16 protein-coding genes and 1 tRNA gene are annotated in these 16,793 nt (G+C 57.6%); 9 read left to right on the forward strand and 8 right to left on the reverse strand.

Features of this window, described 5'->3' with window-relative positions; translation table 11 throughout:
• Nucleotides 1-87: 87 nt before the first annotated feature.
• A complete protein-coding gene (locus E9954_RS22115) occupies nt 88-939 on the forward strand; it encodes an AraC family transcriptional regulator (RefSeq protein WP_136081463.1) in 852 nt (283 codons plus the stop codon).
• A 54-nt stretch (nt 940-993) separates the two neighbouring features.
• Here E9954_RS22115 and E9954_RS22120 read toward each other — a convergent pair whose 3' ends face one another.
• Complete coding sequence (locus E9954_RS22120; protein WP_136081464.1) at nt 994-2,070, reverse strand: peptidylprolyl isomerase; 1,077 nt, start codon at nt 2,068-2,070, stop codon at nt 994-996.
• Between the two features lie 130 nt (nt 2,071-2,200).
• Between E9954_RS22120 and E9954_RS22125 the strand changes: the two genes are divergently transcribed.
• From E9954_RS22125 to E9954_RS22150, 6 genes are all read left to right on the forward strand, one after another.
• Nucleotides 2,201-2,566, forward strand: a complete 366-nt coding sequence (locus tag E9954_RS22125) for a YkgJ family cysteine cluster protein (protein ID WP_136081465.1) — start codon at nt 2,201-2,203, stop codon at nt 2,564-2,566.
• 40 nt (nt 2,567-2,606) lie between these two features.
• Nucleotides 2,607-3,041 (forward strand): 3-hydroxyacyl-ACP dehydratase FabZ, encoded by a 435-nt coding sequence (fabZ, locus tag E9954_RS22130; protein ID WP_136081466.1) that lies wholly within the window; start codon nt 2,607-2,609, stop codon nt 3,039-3,041.
• 4 nt (nt 3,042-3,045) lie between these two features.
• Nucleotides 3,046-3,819, forward strand: coding sequence for an acyl-ACP--UDP-N-acetylglucosamine O-acyltransferase (gene lpxA, locus E9954_RS22135; protein WP_168442499.1), 774 nt, complete (start codon nt 3,046-3,048; stop codon nt 3,817-3,819).
• Between the two features lie 17 nt (nt 3,820-3,836).
• Entirely contained in the window at nt 3,837-4,349 is a 513-nt protein-coding gene (locus E9954_RS22140) for a type II secretion system protein GspG (protein ID WP_136081468.1), read from the forward strand.
• A 33-nt stretch (nt 4,350-4,382) separates the two neighbouring features.
• The gene (locus tag E9954_RS22145) at nt 4,383-4,904 is read left to right on the forward strand and encodes a type II secretion system protein (protein WP_136081469.1); all 522 of its coding nucleotides are present in this window, start codon (nt 4,383-4,385) and stop codon (nt 4,902-4,904) included.
• 132 nt (nt 4,905-5,036) lie between these two features.
• Nucleotides 5,037-6,458, forward strand: coding sequence for a DegQ family serine endoprotease (locus E9954_RS22150; protein ID WP_136081470.1), 1,422 nt, complete (start codon nt 5,037-5,039; stop codon nt 6,456-6,458).
• Here the strand turns inward: E9954_RS22150 and E9954_RS22155 are convergent.
• From E9954_RS22155 to E9954_RS22175, 5 genes are all read right to left on the reverse strand, one after another.
• Complete coding sequence (locus E9954_RS22155) at nt 6,455-7,384, reverse strand: uridine kinase family protein (RefSeq protein WP_168442500.1); 930 nt, start codon at nt 7,382-7,384, stop codon at nt 6,455-6,457. The genes E9954_RS22150 and E9954_RS22155 overlap by 4 nt on opposite strands.
• 374 nt (nt 7,385-7,758) lie before the next feature.
• Nucleotides 7,759-8,121: a lipocalin family protein gene (locus E9954_RS22160; protein WP_136081472.1), complete on the reverse strand. Its 363-nt coding sequence runs from the start codon at nt 8,119-8,121 to the stop codon at nt 7,759-7,761.
• Between the two features lie 102 nt (nt 8,122-8,223).
• Nucleotides 8,224-8,655 carry a hypothetical protein gene (locus E9954_RS22165; protein WP_136081473.1) on the reverse strand — a complete coding sequence of 144 codons (432 nt, stop codon included), beginning with the start codon at nt 8,653-8,655 and terminating at the stop codon, nt 8,224-8,226.
• A gap of 174 nt (nt 8,656-8,829) precedes the next feature.
• Nucleotides 8,830-9,099 (reverse strand): hypothetical protein, encoded by a 270-nt coding sequence (locus E9954_RS22170; RefSeq protein ID WP_136081474.1) that lies wholly within the window; start codon nt 9,097-9,099, stop codon nt 8,830-8,832.
• A 383-nt stretch (nt 9,100-9,482) separates the two neighbouring features.
• A tRNA-Pro gene (locus E9954_RS22175) sits at nt 9,483-9,559 on the reverse strand.
• Nucleotides 9,560-9,808: 249 nt separating this feature from the next.
• On the opposite strand from E9954_RS22175, the gene E9954_RS22180 reads away from it, so the two are divergent.
• A complete protein-coding gene (locus tag E9954_RS22180; protein ID WP_136081475.1) occupies nt 9,809-10,894 on the forward strand; it encodes a hypothetical protein in 1,086 nt (361 codons plus the stop codon).
• Nucleotides 10,873-12,345: a fibronectin type III domain-containing protein gene (locus E9954_RS22185; RefSeq protein ID WP_136081476.1), complete on the forward strand. Its 1,473-nt coding sequence runs from the start codon at nt 10,873-10,875 to the stop codon at nt 12,343-12,345. Before E9954_RS22180 ends, E9954_RS22185 begins: the two co-directional genes overlap by 22 nt.
• Here E9954_RS22185 and E9954_RS22190 read toward each other — a convergent pair.
• Both E9954_RS22190 and E9954_RS22195 read right to left on the reverse strand, forming a co-directional pair.
• A complete protein-coding gene (locus tag E9954_RS22190; RefSeq protein ID WP_136081477.1) occupies nt 12,342-13,043 on the reverse strand; it encodes a spermine/spermidine synthase domain-containing protein in 702 nt (233 codons plus the stop codon). The two genes, E9954_RS22185 and E9954_RS22190, sit on opposite strands and share 4 nt — an antisense overlap.
• 363 nt (nt 13,044-13,406) lie before the next feature.
• Entirely contained in the window at nt 13,407-16,577 is a 3,171-nt protein-coding gene (locus E9954_RS22195) for a DEAD/DEAH box helicase (RefSeq protein WP_136081478.1), read from the reverse strand.
• Between the last annotated feature and the right edge of the window lie 216 nt (nt 16,578-16,793).

The raw sequence follows: 16,793 nt of genomic DNA on the forward strand, positions 1-16,793 counted from the left end.
TACGCATTACGCATTATTGCCATGGACATTCCTAAGGCAATATGCGAAAGGTGCATTGTTTCTTAAACTTGAACAAAACACAGATCGATGGGTTGGAACAGGAATCTAAAAATCGACACCCTGCGTCTGGGGCTTTATGAAGCAGGGCATTGCCGGCTCTCCCGCGAGTGGAACTATCCACGGCTCGCGAGTCCCTTTTCCCGGATTTACCTGATCGAGGAAGGCGAGGCGGTGATCCGCCATTCGGGGCTGACGCATCATTTGAAAAAAGGCGACCTGCATTTGGTTCCGTGCCATGTGACGGCGGATTACCAATGCCCGGATTTCCAAACCCAGTATTTCGTGGGCTTCACGACCAAGCTCGAGATTGGCGCCGACCTGTTTGCCCTGCGCCGATGCGATCCGACGCTCAAGGCGGATGGGACGCATTGGGAAATCTTCAAGCGGTTGGTCGGGTTGCTGGAGCCCTTGGCGGGGGGGTATGGGCGCCTTGCCCACGTGGAGATTCCCCTGGCCGTCAGTGTGGAAGTGCGCGGTTTGGTGCTCCAGCTGGCAGCGGCGTTTCTGCGGACGGCCCACGAGCCAACGGATGTTGAGCTGGAGCGGGAGGGGCGCTTTGCCCCGATCCTCCAGTTTGTGGATGAAAACCTCCAGCGCGACATCGCGCTCGAAACCCTGGCCGAGCTGGCCGGCCTGACTCCCACCTATTTTTCCGACCTCTTTGTCAAGACCATCGGCGTGCGCCCGGTGGAGTTCATTAACCGGCGGCGCATCGAACGAGCGCAGCTCCTGCTGGGTTCCACCCGGATGACCGTCCAGGAGGTTGCCGATGCGGTTGGCATCAATAGCTCGGCCTATTTTTCCCGCCTGTTCCACCGGGTGGCGGGGATCCCTCCGCGGCGATACCGCCAGTTGTTGCTTGGCGAGGAATCGCCATAAAAAAAACACCCCGTAGTGAACGGGGTGTTTTGCAACGAAGAGGGCTGCAACGGGCTACATTGCGATTTCTTCGATGGTGGCACTGTCGCGCAGGCTCTTGATGAAGTCGGCAACGGCCTGTTGCTTTTTCTGCCCGCTCAGGAAGGCAACAATCTGTTCCTTGGCTTCGTCGTAGGAAACAACGCCTTCTTCGGTGCGCTCGGTTACCTTGATGATGTGGAAGCCGAACTGGGTTTCCACCACGTCGCCGACTTCGCCGATTTCCTGGGTGAAGGCGGCCACTTCAAACTCGGGAACCATACGGCCTTTGCCGAAGGTGCCGAGTGAGCCGCCCTGCTCCTTGCTCGGGCAGCCAGAGTGCTGGGTGGCCGCATCTTCGAAGGTGATGGTGCCGGCGATGATGTTTGCACGGATGGCTTCGAGTTCGGTCTTCTTCTTTGCTTTTGCTTCGTCGGTTTCGCCTTCTTCGAAGTTCAGCAGAATGTGGCTTGCCGTAACGGCCTCCGGCTTCTGGAAGCGGTCGGGGTTGGCATCGTAGTATTCCTTGGCCTCCGCTTCGGTGGCTTCCGGGATGCCGGTCGTCTTGGTGTCGAGGAATTGGCGGGTGGCCAGGTCGTTCTTGATGTTTTCGGTTAGTTCCGCAAGCGTGGTTCCCTGTGCGGCCAGGGCACTGTCGAGCGTCTGCCCTTCGGGGATGCGGGTTTTGATCTGCTCGATGGTTTCGGTAACCTTGGCATCTTCAACCACAACGTCGGCCTTGGCAACCGCCGCGTCGATGAGCTTCTTGGTGATGAGGTCGTTCTTGATCTGTTCGTACATCTGACCCTGGATCTGCTGCATCTGCTGCGGGGGGACACGTCCGCCCAGCTGCTGCATGGCGATATTCATCATTTCCAGGATTTCGCCGCGGGTGATGTCTTCGCCATTAACGCGTACAACGACTGCGCTTGGATCGGAGGTCAGCGGGTTGGCCTTAACCGGCTCCGCGAAGAGATCCTCGGTCGCCGCCAAGTCTACGGGTTCCGGGGCGGGGGCGGCGGTTGCTTCGTCTTCCTTGCAGCCGACCAGCATGATCATTACCGCAACGGGAAGCACCATGAGTGACTTCTTGTTCGAAAATTTGTGGAACATCGTTCTTGATCCTTTCTTCAGGTTTCAACTAATTACACCGCACCTGTGTGAATGCATATGAAGGGCAGATAGTGTGCCCAACGGGGGCAAATGTCAACGCATTCAGACGGTTTTAAAGGACGTGTGTTCAATGGTAAACCAGGAAATCCTAGATCGTTTCAAATGCTCCGGCTGCGGCGAATGCTGTCGATGGACCGGATCGGTGCTGCTGACCAAGGCCGACATTCCCAGAATGGCGTCCCTGTTGGGGACGTCCGAACAGGAGTTCATCGATGCGCATACCCGTTTGGCACCCAACCGGAAGCAATTGGCCTTGCTGGACCAATCCGATGGAAGCTGTGCATTCCTGCAAGGGGATCGTTGCTCGATCTACGAGGCCCGACCCGAACAGTGCCGAACCTTCCCCTTCGCCTGGAGCGTGCGCGAGGGATGCCCCGAGCTCGACAAACTCCTGGCCGAACAGAAAAACATTGAACAACACGCCGGGAACCCCTAGCTTTTTCCAGCCTTTTTCACAAATACTAAGGAGTAGAGACATGTCTGTAATGAACGTAAATGAAATTATGAAGATTCTTCCCCACCGCTATCCGTTCCTGATGGTCGACCGCATCGTCGAGATGGATATGGAGGCCTGCACGGTGGTGGGCATCAAGAATCTCACCATGAACGAGGAATTCTTCCAGGGCCATTTCCCCGGCAACCCGGTCATGCCCGGCGTATTGCAGATGGAAGCCATGGCCCAGGTGGCGGGCATCATGCTCAATTCCCGTGAAGGCAACGAAGGCAAGACCGCCTACTTCATGTCGATGAACAAGGTGAAGTTCCGCAAGATGGTGATTCCCGGCGACCAACTGCGCATCGAGATCGAGGTCATCCGCATGCGTTCGAAAATCGCTACGGTGCAGGGCAAGGCCTATGTGGATGGCGCCGTTGTCAGCGAAGCAGAGCTCACCTTCGGATACGTTGCATAGAACCATGGCGAAAATCCACCCAACGGCCATTGTGGCAGAAGGCGCGCAACTTGCGGACGACGTGATCGTCGGCCCGTTCTGCACGGTAAGCGACCAGGCGGTGATTGGCTCGGGCACCGAGCTGGTCTCGCACGTGGTGATCGAAGGCAACACGACGCTCGGTTGCGGAAACCGCGTTTCCCCGTTCGCCGTGCTTGGCGGAAAGACGCAGGACCTTAAGTTCAAGGGCGGAACCCCGGGCGTTAGGATTGGCAACAACAACACCATCCGTGAATATGTCACCATCAACGCGGCAACCAACGATGGCGACTACACCACGGTCGGCAATGATTGCCATATTCTGGCCTATTCGCATATCGCCCATTGCTGCCACATTGGCAACAGCGTGGTCATTGTCAACGCCTGCCAGATTGCCGGGCATGTGGTGATCGAGGATATGGCCACGATCGAGGGATCGGTCGGCATTGTCCAGTTCATCCGCGTTGGTTCCATGGCCTATGTGGGGGCCATGTCGAAGATCACCAAGGACGTTCCGCCCTACATGATTGGCCATGGCGATCCGCTCGAAATCCGCAGCTTCAACCGCATCGGCATGGAGCGCCGCGGCGTGGACGAGGCCGGGCGCAAGGCCATCAAGGAAGCCTACCGCATCCTCTACCGCCAGGAAGGCCCCGTTGCCGACGCCCTCGACAAGATCGAGGCCGAGGTTGAACAGACGGCGGAGATCAAGCATCTGCTCGAATTCTGCCGCGCCTCCGAGAACGGAATCGCCCGCTAGTACTCTGTGGGGAATTAATGACCGCTAGGACACCACGTCGCGAAGATTTGTTTTCTTTGTTTCTTGGCGTCTTTGCGGTCAAACACCCCGGAAGGGCAGAGCGCGGACTTGGAGCTTCCCGCAAAGGTTTCACCATTCTCGAGCTGCTGGCGGTGATGGCCATCATCGCCGTCCTGGCCGGCATCGGCGCAACGGGCATGCGCCTGGCGCGCCGCCAGGCCAAGGAGAGCCGCGCCAAGGCCGATATCGAAACCCTGCGCAACGCCCTCAACGAATACCGCGTGGAGTTTGGCTTCTATCCCGAGGCCGACGACACCTTCTCCAACATGGTGGCCGCACTCAGGGCCGAACAGCAAAAGGTGATGGCCGATGCCGTCGGCGAGTTGCCTTATGTGGACCCGTGGCAGCATCCCTACATGTATTACCGCGATAGCGAGCCAACCAACCGCTTCCGTTACAGCATCTGGTCGATGGGGCAGGATACCAATTCCGCGGCCGACGACATCAATCCCGCCCAATCCGGCTATTGACTTTCAACCCGCAGACCTGCGACTTTCGGGGCGATGAAAAAGCATGCATTCACGTTGATCGAGTTGCTGGTGGTGATCGTTATCCTCGGCATCCTCGTCACCCTCGGTTCAAAAGGGATCCGCAATGCCCGCCTGAGTGCCAAGAAGGCGCAGGCTATGGTGGAGATGAAGGCCATCGAAACCGCCATCATGGCCTACCAAAGCAAATACGGAAAGCTTCCGGTTCCCGTTGAAAACCAAGGCGCGGATGAAGAGGATGTGGAGTTCGATGCCGTTTTCAGCACCGATACCATCCTGGCGCTCGGCGGGGATACCACGATGAATCCTGCGGGGATCGTCTTCCTTGAACCCCAGGGTGTTTCCTCGAACGGGGTCTTCCAGGATCCGTGGGGCGAGCAATATCTCATCTTCATGGACACCAACTACGATGGAGAGCTTCCCGTGGGTTTCGGGGAGCTGGATCTGGTTGTCCGCCGTAAGCTGGCCATCCTTTCGGTCGGTCTATACAACTTGAAAAAAGAGCCAACCGAGAGCGATATTATCACGAGTTGGTGAGAGGGCATCGCCCTCCGGATTGCCCGCGGAGCCGGTTGTGATTTATTTTTCCATTCTTTGAACATAATCCGTTGCCGATACTCTAAGTTCCCGTATTTATTGTTTAACGAACATTAACCAGGAGTAGGAAAAATGTGTGGTGGTAGATATGTTTTGGTTGGTTTGCTGTCGGTGTCCCTGTTTGCGACCGTCCCGGTCGATGCCGGGAAGAGCGATGTGCTGCGGGAGACCGGCAGCGCATTTTCGGAGATTGCGAAGCAGGCCTTGCCCGCCGTTGTGTTCATCGATGTGGAGACCACGGTCGAGGTGCCCCGCTACCATTCCCGGAATCCCTTGGAACAATTCTTTGGCCGCGGCTACCGGGGCTATCAGCAGGAAGAACCCGAAACTCAGAAATACCACCAGCAGGGGCAGGGCTCTGGTTTCATCATTTCCAAGGATGGCTACATCCTCACCAACAACCATGTGGTCAACGATGCCGACCGCATCACCGTCACCCTCGGTGACGGCCGCGAGTTCGATGCCAAGCTGATCGGGGCCGATCCCAAGACGGAGGTGGCGCTCATCAAGATCGAGGATGGCGACGAGCTTCCGGTCATCGAGCTGGGCGACTCCGACGCGCTCGACGTGGGCGAGTGGGTGCTGGCCGCCGGCAATCCGTTCGGCCTCTCGCAAACCATCACCGCCGGCATCGTCAGCGCCAAGGGGCGCGATGAAGTGGGCATTGCCGAATACGGCAGTTTCATCCAGACCGACGCCGCCATCAACCCCGGCAACTCCGGCGGCCCCTTGCTGGACATCGATGGCAAGGCCATCGGCATCAATACCGCGATCTATACCCGCACCGGCGGCTACATGGGGATCGGTTTCGCCATTCCGATCAACCAGGCCATCACGATCAAGGACCAGCTCATCAAGCATGGCAAGGTGTCGCGCAGCGTGCTCGGCGTCTACATCCAGGAAGTGGACGAAGACCTCGCCAAGAGCTTCGGGCTCGAGGAGACCGGCGGCATCCTGATCAACCAGGTGCTCGAGGAATCCGCCGCCGCCGAAGCCGGCCTCAAAGAGGGCGACATCGTCGTCGAAATGAATGGCAGCAAGGTGGAAAAACTCAGTGTGTTCCGCAGCCGCGTGGCCTCCACTCCGCCGAACTCCAAGCTCGACCTGAAGGTTTTCCGCAACGGGAAATACAAGAATATTTCCGCCATCACCAAGGAGATGGAAGGCGAAGAGGGGGCCGTTGCTGCGGAGGGCGGGTCGGAACGTTACGACAAGCTGGGGGCCACCGTTGAAAGCCTTGAAAGCGAAGCCGCCCGCAGGCTCGGCTATGAGGATCTCGAAGGGGTGCTCGTTACGGAAGTGGAACAGGGTAGCCCCGCGTGGCGCGCCGGCCTGCAACCCGGGCAGGTCATCACCAGCGTCGACCGCCAGCCCGTTGAAAGCGTCCGCGAATTCAAGGAAATGCTCGCCCAATCCGAATCAGGAAAAATCCTCTTCCTCGTAACCGACGGCCGCAGCTCCCGCTTCGTCGTCGCCACCATCGAAGACGACTAATGCGGTGTCTCGATAAATTCCTGGAGGATGGAATCCTCCGGGACGAGTGACGCATCGATTGCTTCGAAATGACCCAGGAACTCCAGCAGTTCCTGGGCTTTGTTTTGCCCGGGGTGCGAGGTTGGAAGGGAGTGGAGCAAGGGTTCCACCAGGGGCTTCAGCACGGGGATTTCGTAGCCCAGCGCCGAGTTGTATTCCTGGTCGGCCAAGGGCTGGAACGGAAAGATCCACTGGTCTTCGCCGGCCCGTACCGAGGGCCACAGCGTAAAAGTTTTTTCCACCGGGTTGCCGCGGTAGTTGTGGTCGCGGATCATGCGGCGCATCATGCGGTGGTTCGTGCTGGAGATCCGTGTGTCGACATCCTTCATCAACGTCGTGCGTGCGCCGATATAAACCTTGAAAGCCTGGGCCGGGTTCACGAACGACGTGATGCGCGGGTTCAACCCGTGGATGCCCTCGATCAGCGCCAGCTCATCCGGTTCGAGGCGGATGATTTCCCCTCGGAACTCCCTTTTGCCATGCAGGAATTTGAAATGCGGCATCTCGATAGGGTTGCCATTGCCCAGCTTGTCCAGATGGCGCTCCAGCAGGGGGAGGTCGATCGCCTCGATATGCTCATAGTCGTATTCGCCCTTGGGATTCTTGGGCGTCAGCTCGCGGTTGACGAAATAGTTGTCCAGGCTGATCACGTGCGTCTTCACGCCCTGGTGGTTCAGCTCCGCCGCCAACCGCCTGGTGAAGGTGGTTTTGCCCGCCGACGAAGGCCCCGCCAGCCAGATCCACTTTAGCTGGTGGTTCTTCTGCGCAACCCGATCCGCGATTGCCCGGATTTCCGCCAGCTTGCGCTCTTCCTCTGCGTGGATGTATTCCCCGATCCGCCCCGTCCGGATCACCTCGTTCAACTCTTCAACCGTCTGCACATTCATGGAACCATCATACGCAAGCGGGGTGCTGATGCAACCATGGGGCATTGCCAAAACTGAAGAGGGCAGTGGGGTGTTTCAAGTCGGCCGTGGCCTTCGCGTATCCTATGCAACGTAAAGATGTGCGAAGGCCGGGCCATGCAGCTGTTCGTGGCGTTCTATTCCCCGGTTGAAACAGGGGGATCGTATCCTTCAACTCCAGGAGGAGTAATTCAATCGAATAGAACCGTTCTAATAACCATACCCACGATTCGGGGCGAGCTGTTCAGGATGGCGAATGGGATTCGTTGACACCTTAAATCAGTCAACACGAGGCATAAATATTGCCTTCAACTCCGTACGTCGCACCTTGACTGCTTCACACTCTGGTTCCGCAATCAATATCTTCGTGCGGTATAGGTGACTCCATAATCAACCCATGTCATAGTGTCATCATTTAAAATCGTCCAGCTCATGGTGCGGCCACCATCTAATGTCACGATCAACTGGTCGCCTGATGTTTTGTATGTGCCAGAACCGCTCTCTTCCATATAACCCCGTTCAAATTCGTTGAAAGTGAAAGTCCCTCCAAATCTAAATGTGTTTAAAACATACCACCCCGTATTATCGCCTGGCTGAGCCTCATTTGTTGACTTCCAAGACCCAACAACCCAGTCTTGATCGTCACTTCCTCCCCCCTCATCATCATCTCCACCGCAACCGAAAAGCGCTACCGACACAGTTAAAATCATGATTGTCATTAGTCTTCTGCTTAGCTCTTTCATTTCTTCTCACATTCCTTTTTTATGATTCCCTAGGGCCTAAATGCCACTAGACTCAGTCCATTTGAAACTCACATTCACCTAGTACTTTCCGACAGTCCAAACGCCATTGCCATCATTGGATATTCCTCGAGCCGAGCTGTCTACCTTTATTAATTGCATGCTTCGAACTACCTCAAAGTCAGGGCCAGTATCTCCGTGATAAAACTCGATGTCTTCAAAGCGGTCACCAGGCTCACAGGCAAACCTATGAGTCTGGCCCTTTCCAATCCACGTTTCCCACCTCTCGTTAATACGCGTGTGGTAATGCGCTATATGTATCGCCCCCCAGAAATCCGCGTTCTCAACTGTGACATAGATTGGGTCTTCGATTGGAGGCGCGCTACCATTTGACACTCCACCTTGACCATCATCTTCATCCATACATCCGACCATAGCACATGGAAGGATTGCACTAGCTGTAATTAAGATCGTTCGTCTTGCGAGTTTCCGCCATTTTTTTTCTGATTTCATATTTCACCTATTGTTTAGAGCAGCCACCATGGACGCAGATACTAATTAATACGGATTGATTTTATAAATCTTATGCGATCATCAATTTTTTTTTTAACATCACTTGTGCTGGTGATACGCATTTTTCAGACCAAGACGTATTTGCACTGTGTTACTTGAAACAATGACAGCTTTTTACGCCTTTATTGTAATTATCCCTTGACCAAAAAGGCCGGCATCGGAAAGAAGCTCTTCGAGCTTTTCGAAATCGGGCTCCAGGCCATCCATGCAGCCGAGGTTATCCATGATGACGGCCAGTTGTTCAGGCAACACGCTTTCATGCTGCTCAACACGCTGCTTTGCCGTTACGAACAATTGTTGCGCCCTGGACTGGGTTACAACGATACGGAAACGAGCGAAACGTAGATTTGCAATAAAAGGGATTTCATTAAAAGGGCATCTCATCCATTACCCTGAAGTTGTCCAGGAGGCGCTTGTGTTTATCGGGAAGGTCGTCTTCCTGGATGACCGTACGGGTCGTGATTGGGCGTTTGCGCTCGATTCCCTGGTTGCAGTATTCCGAGATCTCTTCTAAGGCTCTAATTTCGGCCCGTTTCGGCATCGTTTATTCCCCACGTTTCAAGAGTCCATTCCGCCCCCGTCGTGGTGTTGCCATGGTGCAGTAAAATCCCGCAGGTGCAGTTTGGTGCACTAAAAAACGGTCTGCGGCTGTCTTGCGTTGTCCATGGCCGGAGGTTCGGAAACTCTCACGATATCCCTGTAAATATTAGTTCTAATGCGTTTGGGCAACAAAAAAAGGCCAGTCGTGATGACTGACCTTTTTAAGATGGTCGGGGCGGAGAGATTCGAACTCCCGACCTATTGCTCCCAAAGCAACCGCGCTACCAGACTGCGCTACGCCCCGTTTCCTCGGTTTGGAATCTTCCAAATCCCGGAAAGCGCAGGAATATCGGGCAATCGACGGGGAAAGGCAACCCCTTTTTTCGGGTAATGCGGACATCGGCGATTTCCGACGGCATGAAAAGCTAGCGGACGAAATGCGTAAAACATGATCGTTAATACCTGTTAAAAAGCCTTGTTCGGGGGGTTTGTTCTTTTTAGGTTCCGTGTTCAGGCGGAACCCAACCGCGTTGAGTCAACAAAGGAGCAAGGCATGAAGATGATGAAGGCATTCGGTTTTACGGTGGCATTGATCCTGGGGGCAGCGGCGTCCCTGTCGCATGCCGACAAGGTTTACACGACCCATACCGGAGGAAGTGGCAACATTTCCGACGGCACGACGGCAACGAATGCCGTTACGTTGACTACGGCGCTTGCCATTGCCAATGCGGATCCGGCCCGACGGCACATTGTTTTACTGGGCGGAGCCTACAACGGCCTTCCTCGGCTGGAAATTACAGCGAACGATGTGATGCTCGACGGCGGGTACGAGGATGTCGGCGGTGTGTGGCGCAAGAGCTACGAACCTTCGGTTTTGAATATTGTTTCGAGCGACGAGGCCTACAGCAGTTCGATCGCCCATCGTCGGGGCATTGTTGCGGCGAACCGGACAGGGCTCCTGCTCCAGGATTTAACCATCAACTTGTCGGGGCCTACGGGAACAAGCGGCAGTGGTGAAGGCAAATCGGCCTATGGCATCTATCTCGATGGTTGCAGCAACTATGCGGTTCGTCGGGTCGGCATCTCCACGGGGAATGCGACGAGCGGCAATGTCGGGCGCTATGGCCTTTCCGGAAATACGGGGAATACCGGAAGCTCGGGGGGAGCCGGCAGCAACGCTTCGGGGGCTGCGAATGGCGGTAACGGGGGCTATGGAGGCCTAGGCGGTGTCGGATCTAAATATTGGTCGGGAGGGGGGGCTGCCGATGCTTCCGCATGGGGGGAGGATGGGCAGTTCGGCGGTTGCGGCGGGGAAGGGGCGCGTGATGACGTTGGACAAACGAGTTGGCATGGCAACCGTGGTGGCGCAAACCGAACAAACGACCGGGCCGGCCCCGGTTCCGGTAGTGGAGGGACGTATGGTTTGGGCGGCAAGGGCGAAGATGGCGGAAACGGCGGTAACGGCGGCGTAGGCTCCAGCGGGGGGACGGGTTCTTCCGGTTCTGCCGGTGTTGCAACCTATTCCAGCGGATTCTTTGTACCCGGCAATGGCTCGCATGGTTCGGGCGGTGCCGCCGGAAAAGGTGGCCGGCGGTGGTGGCGGCGGCTGGCACAACGATGGGCTTTTGGCGGCCGATGAATCCGGTGGCGGCGGTGGCGGCGGTGGGCGGCGGGCGGGCGGGTACCGGGGGCGAAGGCGGTCATGGCGGCGGCAGCGCATATGCAATTTTCCTGTGGAACAATGGAGCCGGTGGCCTGATTGAGGACTGCTCAGTGATTCCCGGTAGCCGAGGAAGCTATGGTGTCGGAGGGTCTGGCGGAAACGGGGGAGGCTACGGTAGCGGCGGCACCCGGGGCAATGCGGCGGATGATGGTTACTACGGTGGTTATGGAGGCCGTGGAGGTTATGGTGGAGCCGGTGGTGCTGGTGGTAATGGCGCGTATGGCGTTCGATATGCGGTTGGTCTTCAGGGTGGTTCCAGTCCGGCCTTTTTGGGAACCATGGCCGGTTGTTCGGTAAACGGCGACGAAACCTTTGGTTCGCTTCCCGACCTGCCACCGGTTCCGGTAAATGTGGCTGCAACCGATGGAGATTATAACGACAAGGTCGCCGTTTCATGGACATCGGTAGCCGAGGCCACGAGCTACCAAATCTATCGCAGCACGACCAACGACTCGGCAACGGCCGGGGCCCCGATAGGCTCTTCGCCAATCCCGTCATACGAAGATTCACTATCCGCCGCAGGAGTGACCTACTACTATTGGGTTAAATCGGTCGGCGTCGGAGGAACCAGCGATTTCAGCGAACCCGATTCGGGATTCAGCGCGCTGGAGCTGATCGCGGGCGCAGGCCCCAACGGATCAATTTCTCCCACAGGCACGGTCGTCGTAAGCTATGGCGGTTCAACCAACTTTGTGATCACGGCCGAACCCTATTTCCATATTGAAGAGGTGAAGACCAACGATGTTTCCGTGGGGGCGGTATCCGGAGTGCTCTGGTCGAATATCGTTGCGCCGGGAACGATCCATGCAACCTTCGCGCCGGATCTGGCCACGAACAACGTTCCGCATTGGTGGCTGGCCTCGTTTGGCTATACCAACGATTTCGACCAAGCGGCACTGGGCAATCAGGATGGGGACACGCTACTCACTTGGGAGGAATATTTCCAGGGAACCAGCCCCAACGACGAGGATACCGATAACGACACGGTCTTCGACGGCATGGAGGTCGCGTTGGCGGATCTCGGTTTTGTGAACGGGGTCTCCGATACAAACCTACTGGCGCTCATCCAGAACTATGCGGATGTGCTCGGGGTCTTTACCTCAGCCGAGCTCAATGCGGCCATCGCGCAGGGCGAGGCGAACGTGACGAACGCGCCCGGCAGCTATGGGCTCTACACCCCCGAAGCCTTGCTGGATCTCGGGGTCGGGGATATCGGGCTCCAGGTCAGCAACGGCGTCGCGGAGCTTTCCGTGCAACTCTGGCAGTCGGAGGATCTCAACATCTGGACGAATGCCGGCGGCGAGGTCGAGTGGCAGCTGCCGGTTGATGCGGAGAAGAAATTCTACCGCGTCCGCGCCGAGCCTTAGCGCCGGCCGGCGGCCACATAGACGGCACCCACCGAGGTGCCGCCGGTGATGGGATTGTTGAATTCGATGGTGTGCGCTTTGGTCTCGGCGAAAACCAGGCCAAGGCGTTCCGCAAAAAAATCTTCCGGAGCGCCATCCGCCCACATGGCAAACACGCCGTCCGGCTTCAGGTGTTGCGCCATTTCGGCCAAACCCTCTTCCGTATAGAAATGGGTGTTGGATTGGTGCAGCACGTTGGTCGGCGTATGGTCGATATCCAGCAGGATGGCATCGAGCTGCTTTTCCGGGGCGTTGCGCATTAGGGCGAAAAAGTCGGCCTGCCTTAGTGAGCAACGGAGATCATCGTTCAGCGTTTTGCCCAACGGCACCAGCTCGGACTGGTGCCAACCGATTACCGCTTCGAGAAAATCGACGACCACCAACGAGGCAACCCGTGCATCCTTCAGCGCCTCGACGGCGGTATAGCCCAGGCCAAGCCCGCCGACCACCACGTCGAGATCGCCCCGATCCAAAGCAGCCAGCCCCTTGATGGCCAGTTGCGATTCCGCCTCATGGAACAGGCTGGTCATCAGGAAATCCTCCGCCAGCTTCACTTCATAGATATCCGTGTCGCCAAACTGCGGCATCCGACGCCTTCGCAGCATCAGGTCACCGATCGGCGTGGGGCGGAAGTCCAACTCTTCATAGAAAATACTCATGCCGCACCATGCTTGGCTTTGCATGCCATTGGAAGCCCTATCCCCAATTTGTTCAGTTTTTCGCGGATTTTTATGGGAGCAATTCTTAGCTCATGTGCCCCTACGGTATGACGATGAAGTCGACCGCATCTGGCGCATGATCTACTACATCGAACCCAGCCAGCCGGCCTAATCCAAGCACACTTGCGCAAGTGTGCTTGGGCGGCATGTCGGTTTGGTGGACAGCAACTCCTGCACGTCGTTCCAGCTGAGGAGGGGGCAAGGTCGCCGTCCTTTTCGAGGGAACCTGTTGCGTTGTCGTTCGTGGCGCGGATATCCGATCCGCGTTCCGTGCGCACTGCAAACTCGCATCAGATATGCGAGCTACACCGACAGCAGCTCCTGCACGTCGTTCCAGCTGAGGGAGGTGCCGAGGTCGCCGTCCTTTTCGAGGGTGGCGTCGATGATGCCCTTTTTCTTTTGCTGCATCTGGAGCACCTTTTCCTCGACGGTGCCCTTGGTGATGAGCTTGACGCTGTAGACGGTGTTTTTCTGGCCGATGCGGTGGGCGCGGTCGGTGGCCTGGTCTTCGACGGCGGGGTTCCACCACGGGTCGAAGTGGATCACCATGTCGGCGCCAGTCAGGTTCAGTCCGCTACCGCCGGCCTTAAGGCTGATGAGGAAGAGCGGGATGGAGCGGTCGGAGTTGAAGGTCTTGACGCGCTCCTGCCGATCCTTGGTCGAACCGTCGAGGTAGCAATATTTCAGCTCCCGCGCCTCCAATTCCTCGCGGATGATGGCGAGCATCGAGGTGAACTGCGAAAAGACGAGGATGCGGTGGCCGGCGTCGAGCGCTTCGTCAACCAGCTCGAAAAAGAGTTCGAGCTTGGCGGAGGGGAACTCGCTCTTGAGGTTGGGCAGTTTGAGCAGGTCGAGGTGGCAGCAGGTCTGGCGCAGCTGGAGCAGGATTTTTAGAATCTGCATGCGCGACTTGTTGAAGCCCTGGCTGTCGACGAGGTTGTTGATCTCTTTCTTGGCGGTTTCGGCCAGTTGCTTGTAGACCTTGGCCTGGTCGCCGGAAAGCGAGCAGTGGGCGATGCGCTGGATCTTGTCGGGCAAATCCTTGGCGACATCCTTCTTGAGGCGGCGCAAGAGGAAGGGGTGGAGCTTGCGGCGCAGCTTGATCTGCGCCAGCTCGGCATCGGGGCCGCCGTTTTGGATAGGCAGCTCATAGTTTTCGCGGAACGCCTTGTGGTGGCCGAGGTAGCCGGGCATCAGGAAATCCATGATCGACCAAAGATCGGTCACGCTGTTTTCAATCGGCGTACCGGTCAGTACCAGCTTGTGGTGCGCCTGCACCTTCTTGACGGCGGTCGCGTTCTGCGTGGTGCGGTTTTTGATGTGTTGCGCCTCGTCGAGCGCGACGACCGAAAACTTGTGCTGCATGTATTGGTCGAGATCGCGGCGGATCAGGGCGTAGGAGGTAATGATCAGGTCGGTGTCCGGCAATTTGTCCCAATGTTCATGGCGGTCGGCGCCGTGCATCTTTTGCACCCGCAGGTGGGGTACGAATTTTTCGGCCTCCTCGGCCCAGTTGTCGACCAGGCTGGTGGGGCAAATGATCAGGGCGGGGGACTCCTGTGCATCTTCCTTTTCCCTTTCGAGCGCGAGCCAGGTGAGGGTTTGCAGGGTTTTACCCAGGCCCATCTCGTCGGCGAGGATGCCGGCGAAGCCGGAGCGTTCGAGGAAGCTCAGCCAGTAGACGCCATCCTTCTGGTAGTCGCGCAGGGTTTTTTCCAGTTCGTCGCCCAGCGGCACCGGCTCAACCTTGGCCTTGCGGTTTTGCGCCTCGGCCTTGTCCATCCATTCCGGCGCGGTTTCCACGTCGATGCCGTCGAGCGACAACAGCGACGACTGGACATAGGCCGCATGGATATCGTTCATCCGGAACGAGCCGGGCGCTTCGCCGGCGCCCACCGCGCAATCGCTGAAGACCTCGCGCGCGGTCTCGATGGCGTTGATATCGAGCAGGATGGTGCGGCCCTTCTTTTCGATGAAGGCCTCGCCCATGTTGATGGCGCGTTGGATGTCGGCGTCGTCGAGGCTTTGTCCGCCAAGCGTTTCGTATTCGTAGCCGACTTCGAAGAAGCCGGAGCTGGCGGAAGTGTTGATGTGTACCACCGGCATGGTCGATTCGGCCTGATCCATGAACGCCGCCACCATGCCCTCGAGGTCGATGCTCCAGCCCATGCGCTGCAGACGTGGCATGCCGCCGCCGAGAAAGTTGAGCACCTCGCGGGTGCCGCGGATCTGCATCAGCAGGTCGCCGCGCCGACCGCGGAAGCCGATGTCGGTAATGATTTCAAGCGCCTGTTGCTCGGCGTCGGGATTGCGCACCTGGAAATCGAGCAGGTCGTCCTCCGAGGGAATGGAAAAGCTGCCGAGCGCCTCCTCGCGCCCGGCCACCAGCTGGGCCATGCCATATTCGGCGAAGAGCGTGGCCGAGAGCGTATGCTGTGTTCCCTCGACCTTCAGGCGGAAACGCGGCTTGGCCGGGCTAAGCGAGAGCATGTCCGGCGTAACGTTGGTCTCCACCTCGACCAGCTTGGAGAGCATCGGCAGCTCGTTCTTCATGAAGGCCGGGATGGCGTTACGCGGGATTCGGATGGCCGCGTCGTAGATCGCGCGCAGCGGACCGGGCAACACCTTCTCCAGTTTGGTGAACATTTCGTCCTGCAAAATCCAGCCGTTGCCGCCGCTGACGATGCAGTCGAAGTCGTTGCCGGCATTGGTTTGGAGTGTCAGCACCAGTTCGCCGGTGTCTTCGTCGAGTTTCATGTCGACCGCTGTGGAGGTGGTGCTTTCGTCCACCATCAGGTAGCCGTCAACTCCGCCTTCGTAGATCGGCTTGCCGCCGCAGAGTTCGAGAATGTTGATGAAGTCGGAGAGGGTGGCGTTGAACTTGGCCTTGGCCGGCCCTTCGCAAATATCCTCGATCACGAACAGCAGGTTGTCGTCGGTTGGGCTCAAAGCCATCGCGTGGTTCTTGGGGACTTCGTTCAGGGGGATGACCTGTCCGCCGATTTCGACGGCGCAACGCATCGGCACCGTTTGTTCGGCCAAATGCTCGCGCCAACTTTGCTTCAGGATGATCCGCAGGGAGGCGGGCGTGCCGTTGGGATCGCGGGTGTGGTAGGCGGAATCGTCGAACGAGGCGAGCCGTTCGGCGCGGCGCTTTTCCTCCTCCATCTTATCCACGCGGTGCGGGTCGGAATAGAGCCGGACGGCCTCGAGGCCAAGGGCCACCAGGTGGGCGCAGATCTTGCCCTCTTCCCGGTTGTCGCGGCAGGGGCAATGGTTTTCGACAAAGCCGTCCTTCAGCACCTCGAACTTGCTGCGCATGCCCCGGATGCCGATCGACAGCTGCCCGGTCACGAACGGCGGATCGAACTCCACCTTTTCCACTTTGCCCTTTTCGAACAGCGTGGTTCCATCCTTGAACGCCTGCTGGCCGGCCCAATCCTTCAAAATCTTGTGTGTAAACGGTACGTGCATGGTTTCGTGATGCGTAATTCGTGATGCGTGATTTTCCGATTCAGTGAATTGAGCCCTCGTCACGCCTCACGGCTCAATCATCAAAGTCGCACGTTCTACCATAGCGCACTGCCCGGATAACACCGCTTTTGATGCGAAAGTGTTTTTTTTGCAAGGCCGGGGTGCGCGGCGTCGGGGCAAAAAAAGAACCCCGGGGGTTAGTCGGGGTTGCTCTCG

This window comes from Pontiella desulfatans (genome assembly GCF_900890425.1).
GTDB lineage: Bacteria > Verrucomicrobiota > Kiritimatiellia > Kiritimatiellales > Pontiellaceae > Pontiella > Pontiella desulfatans.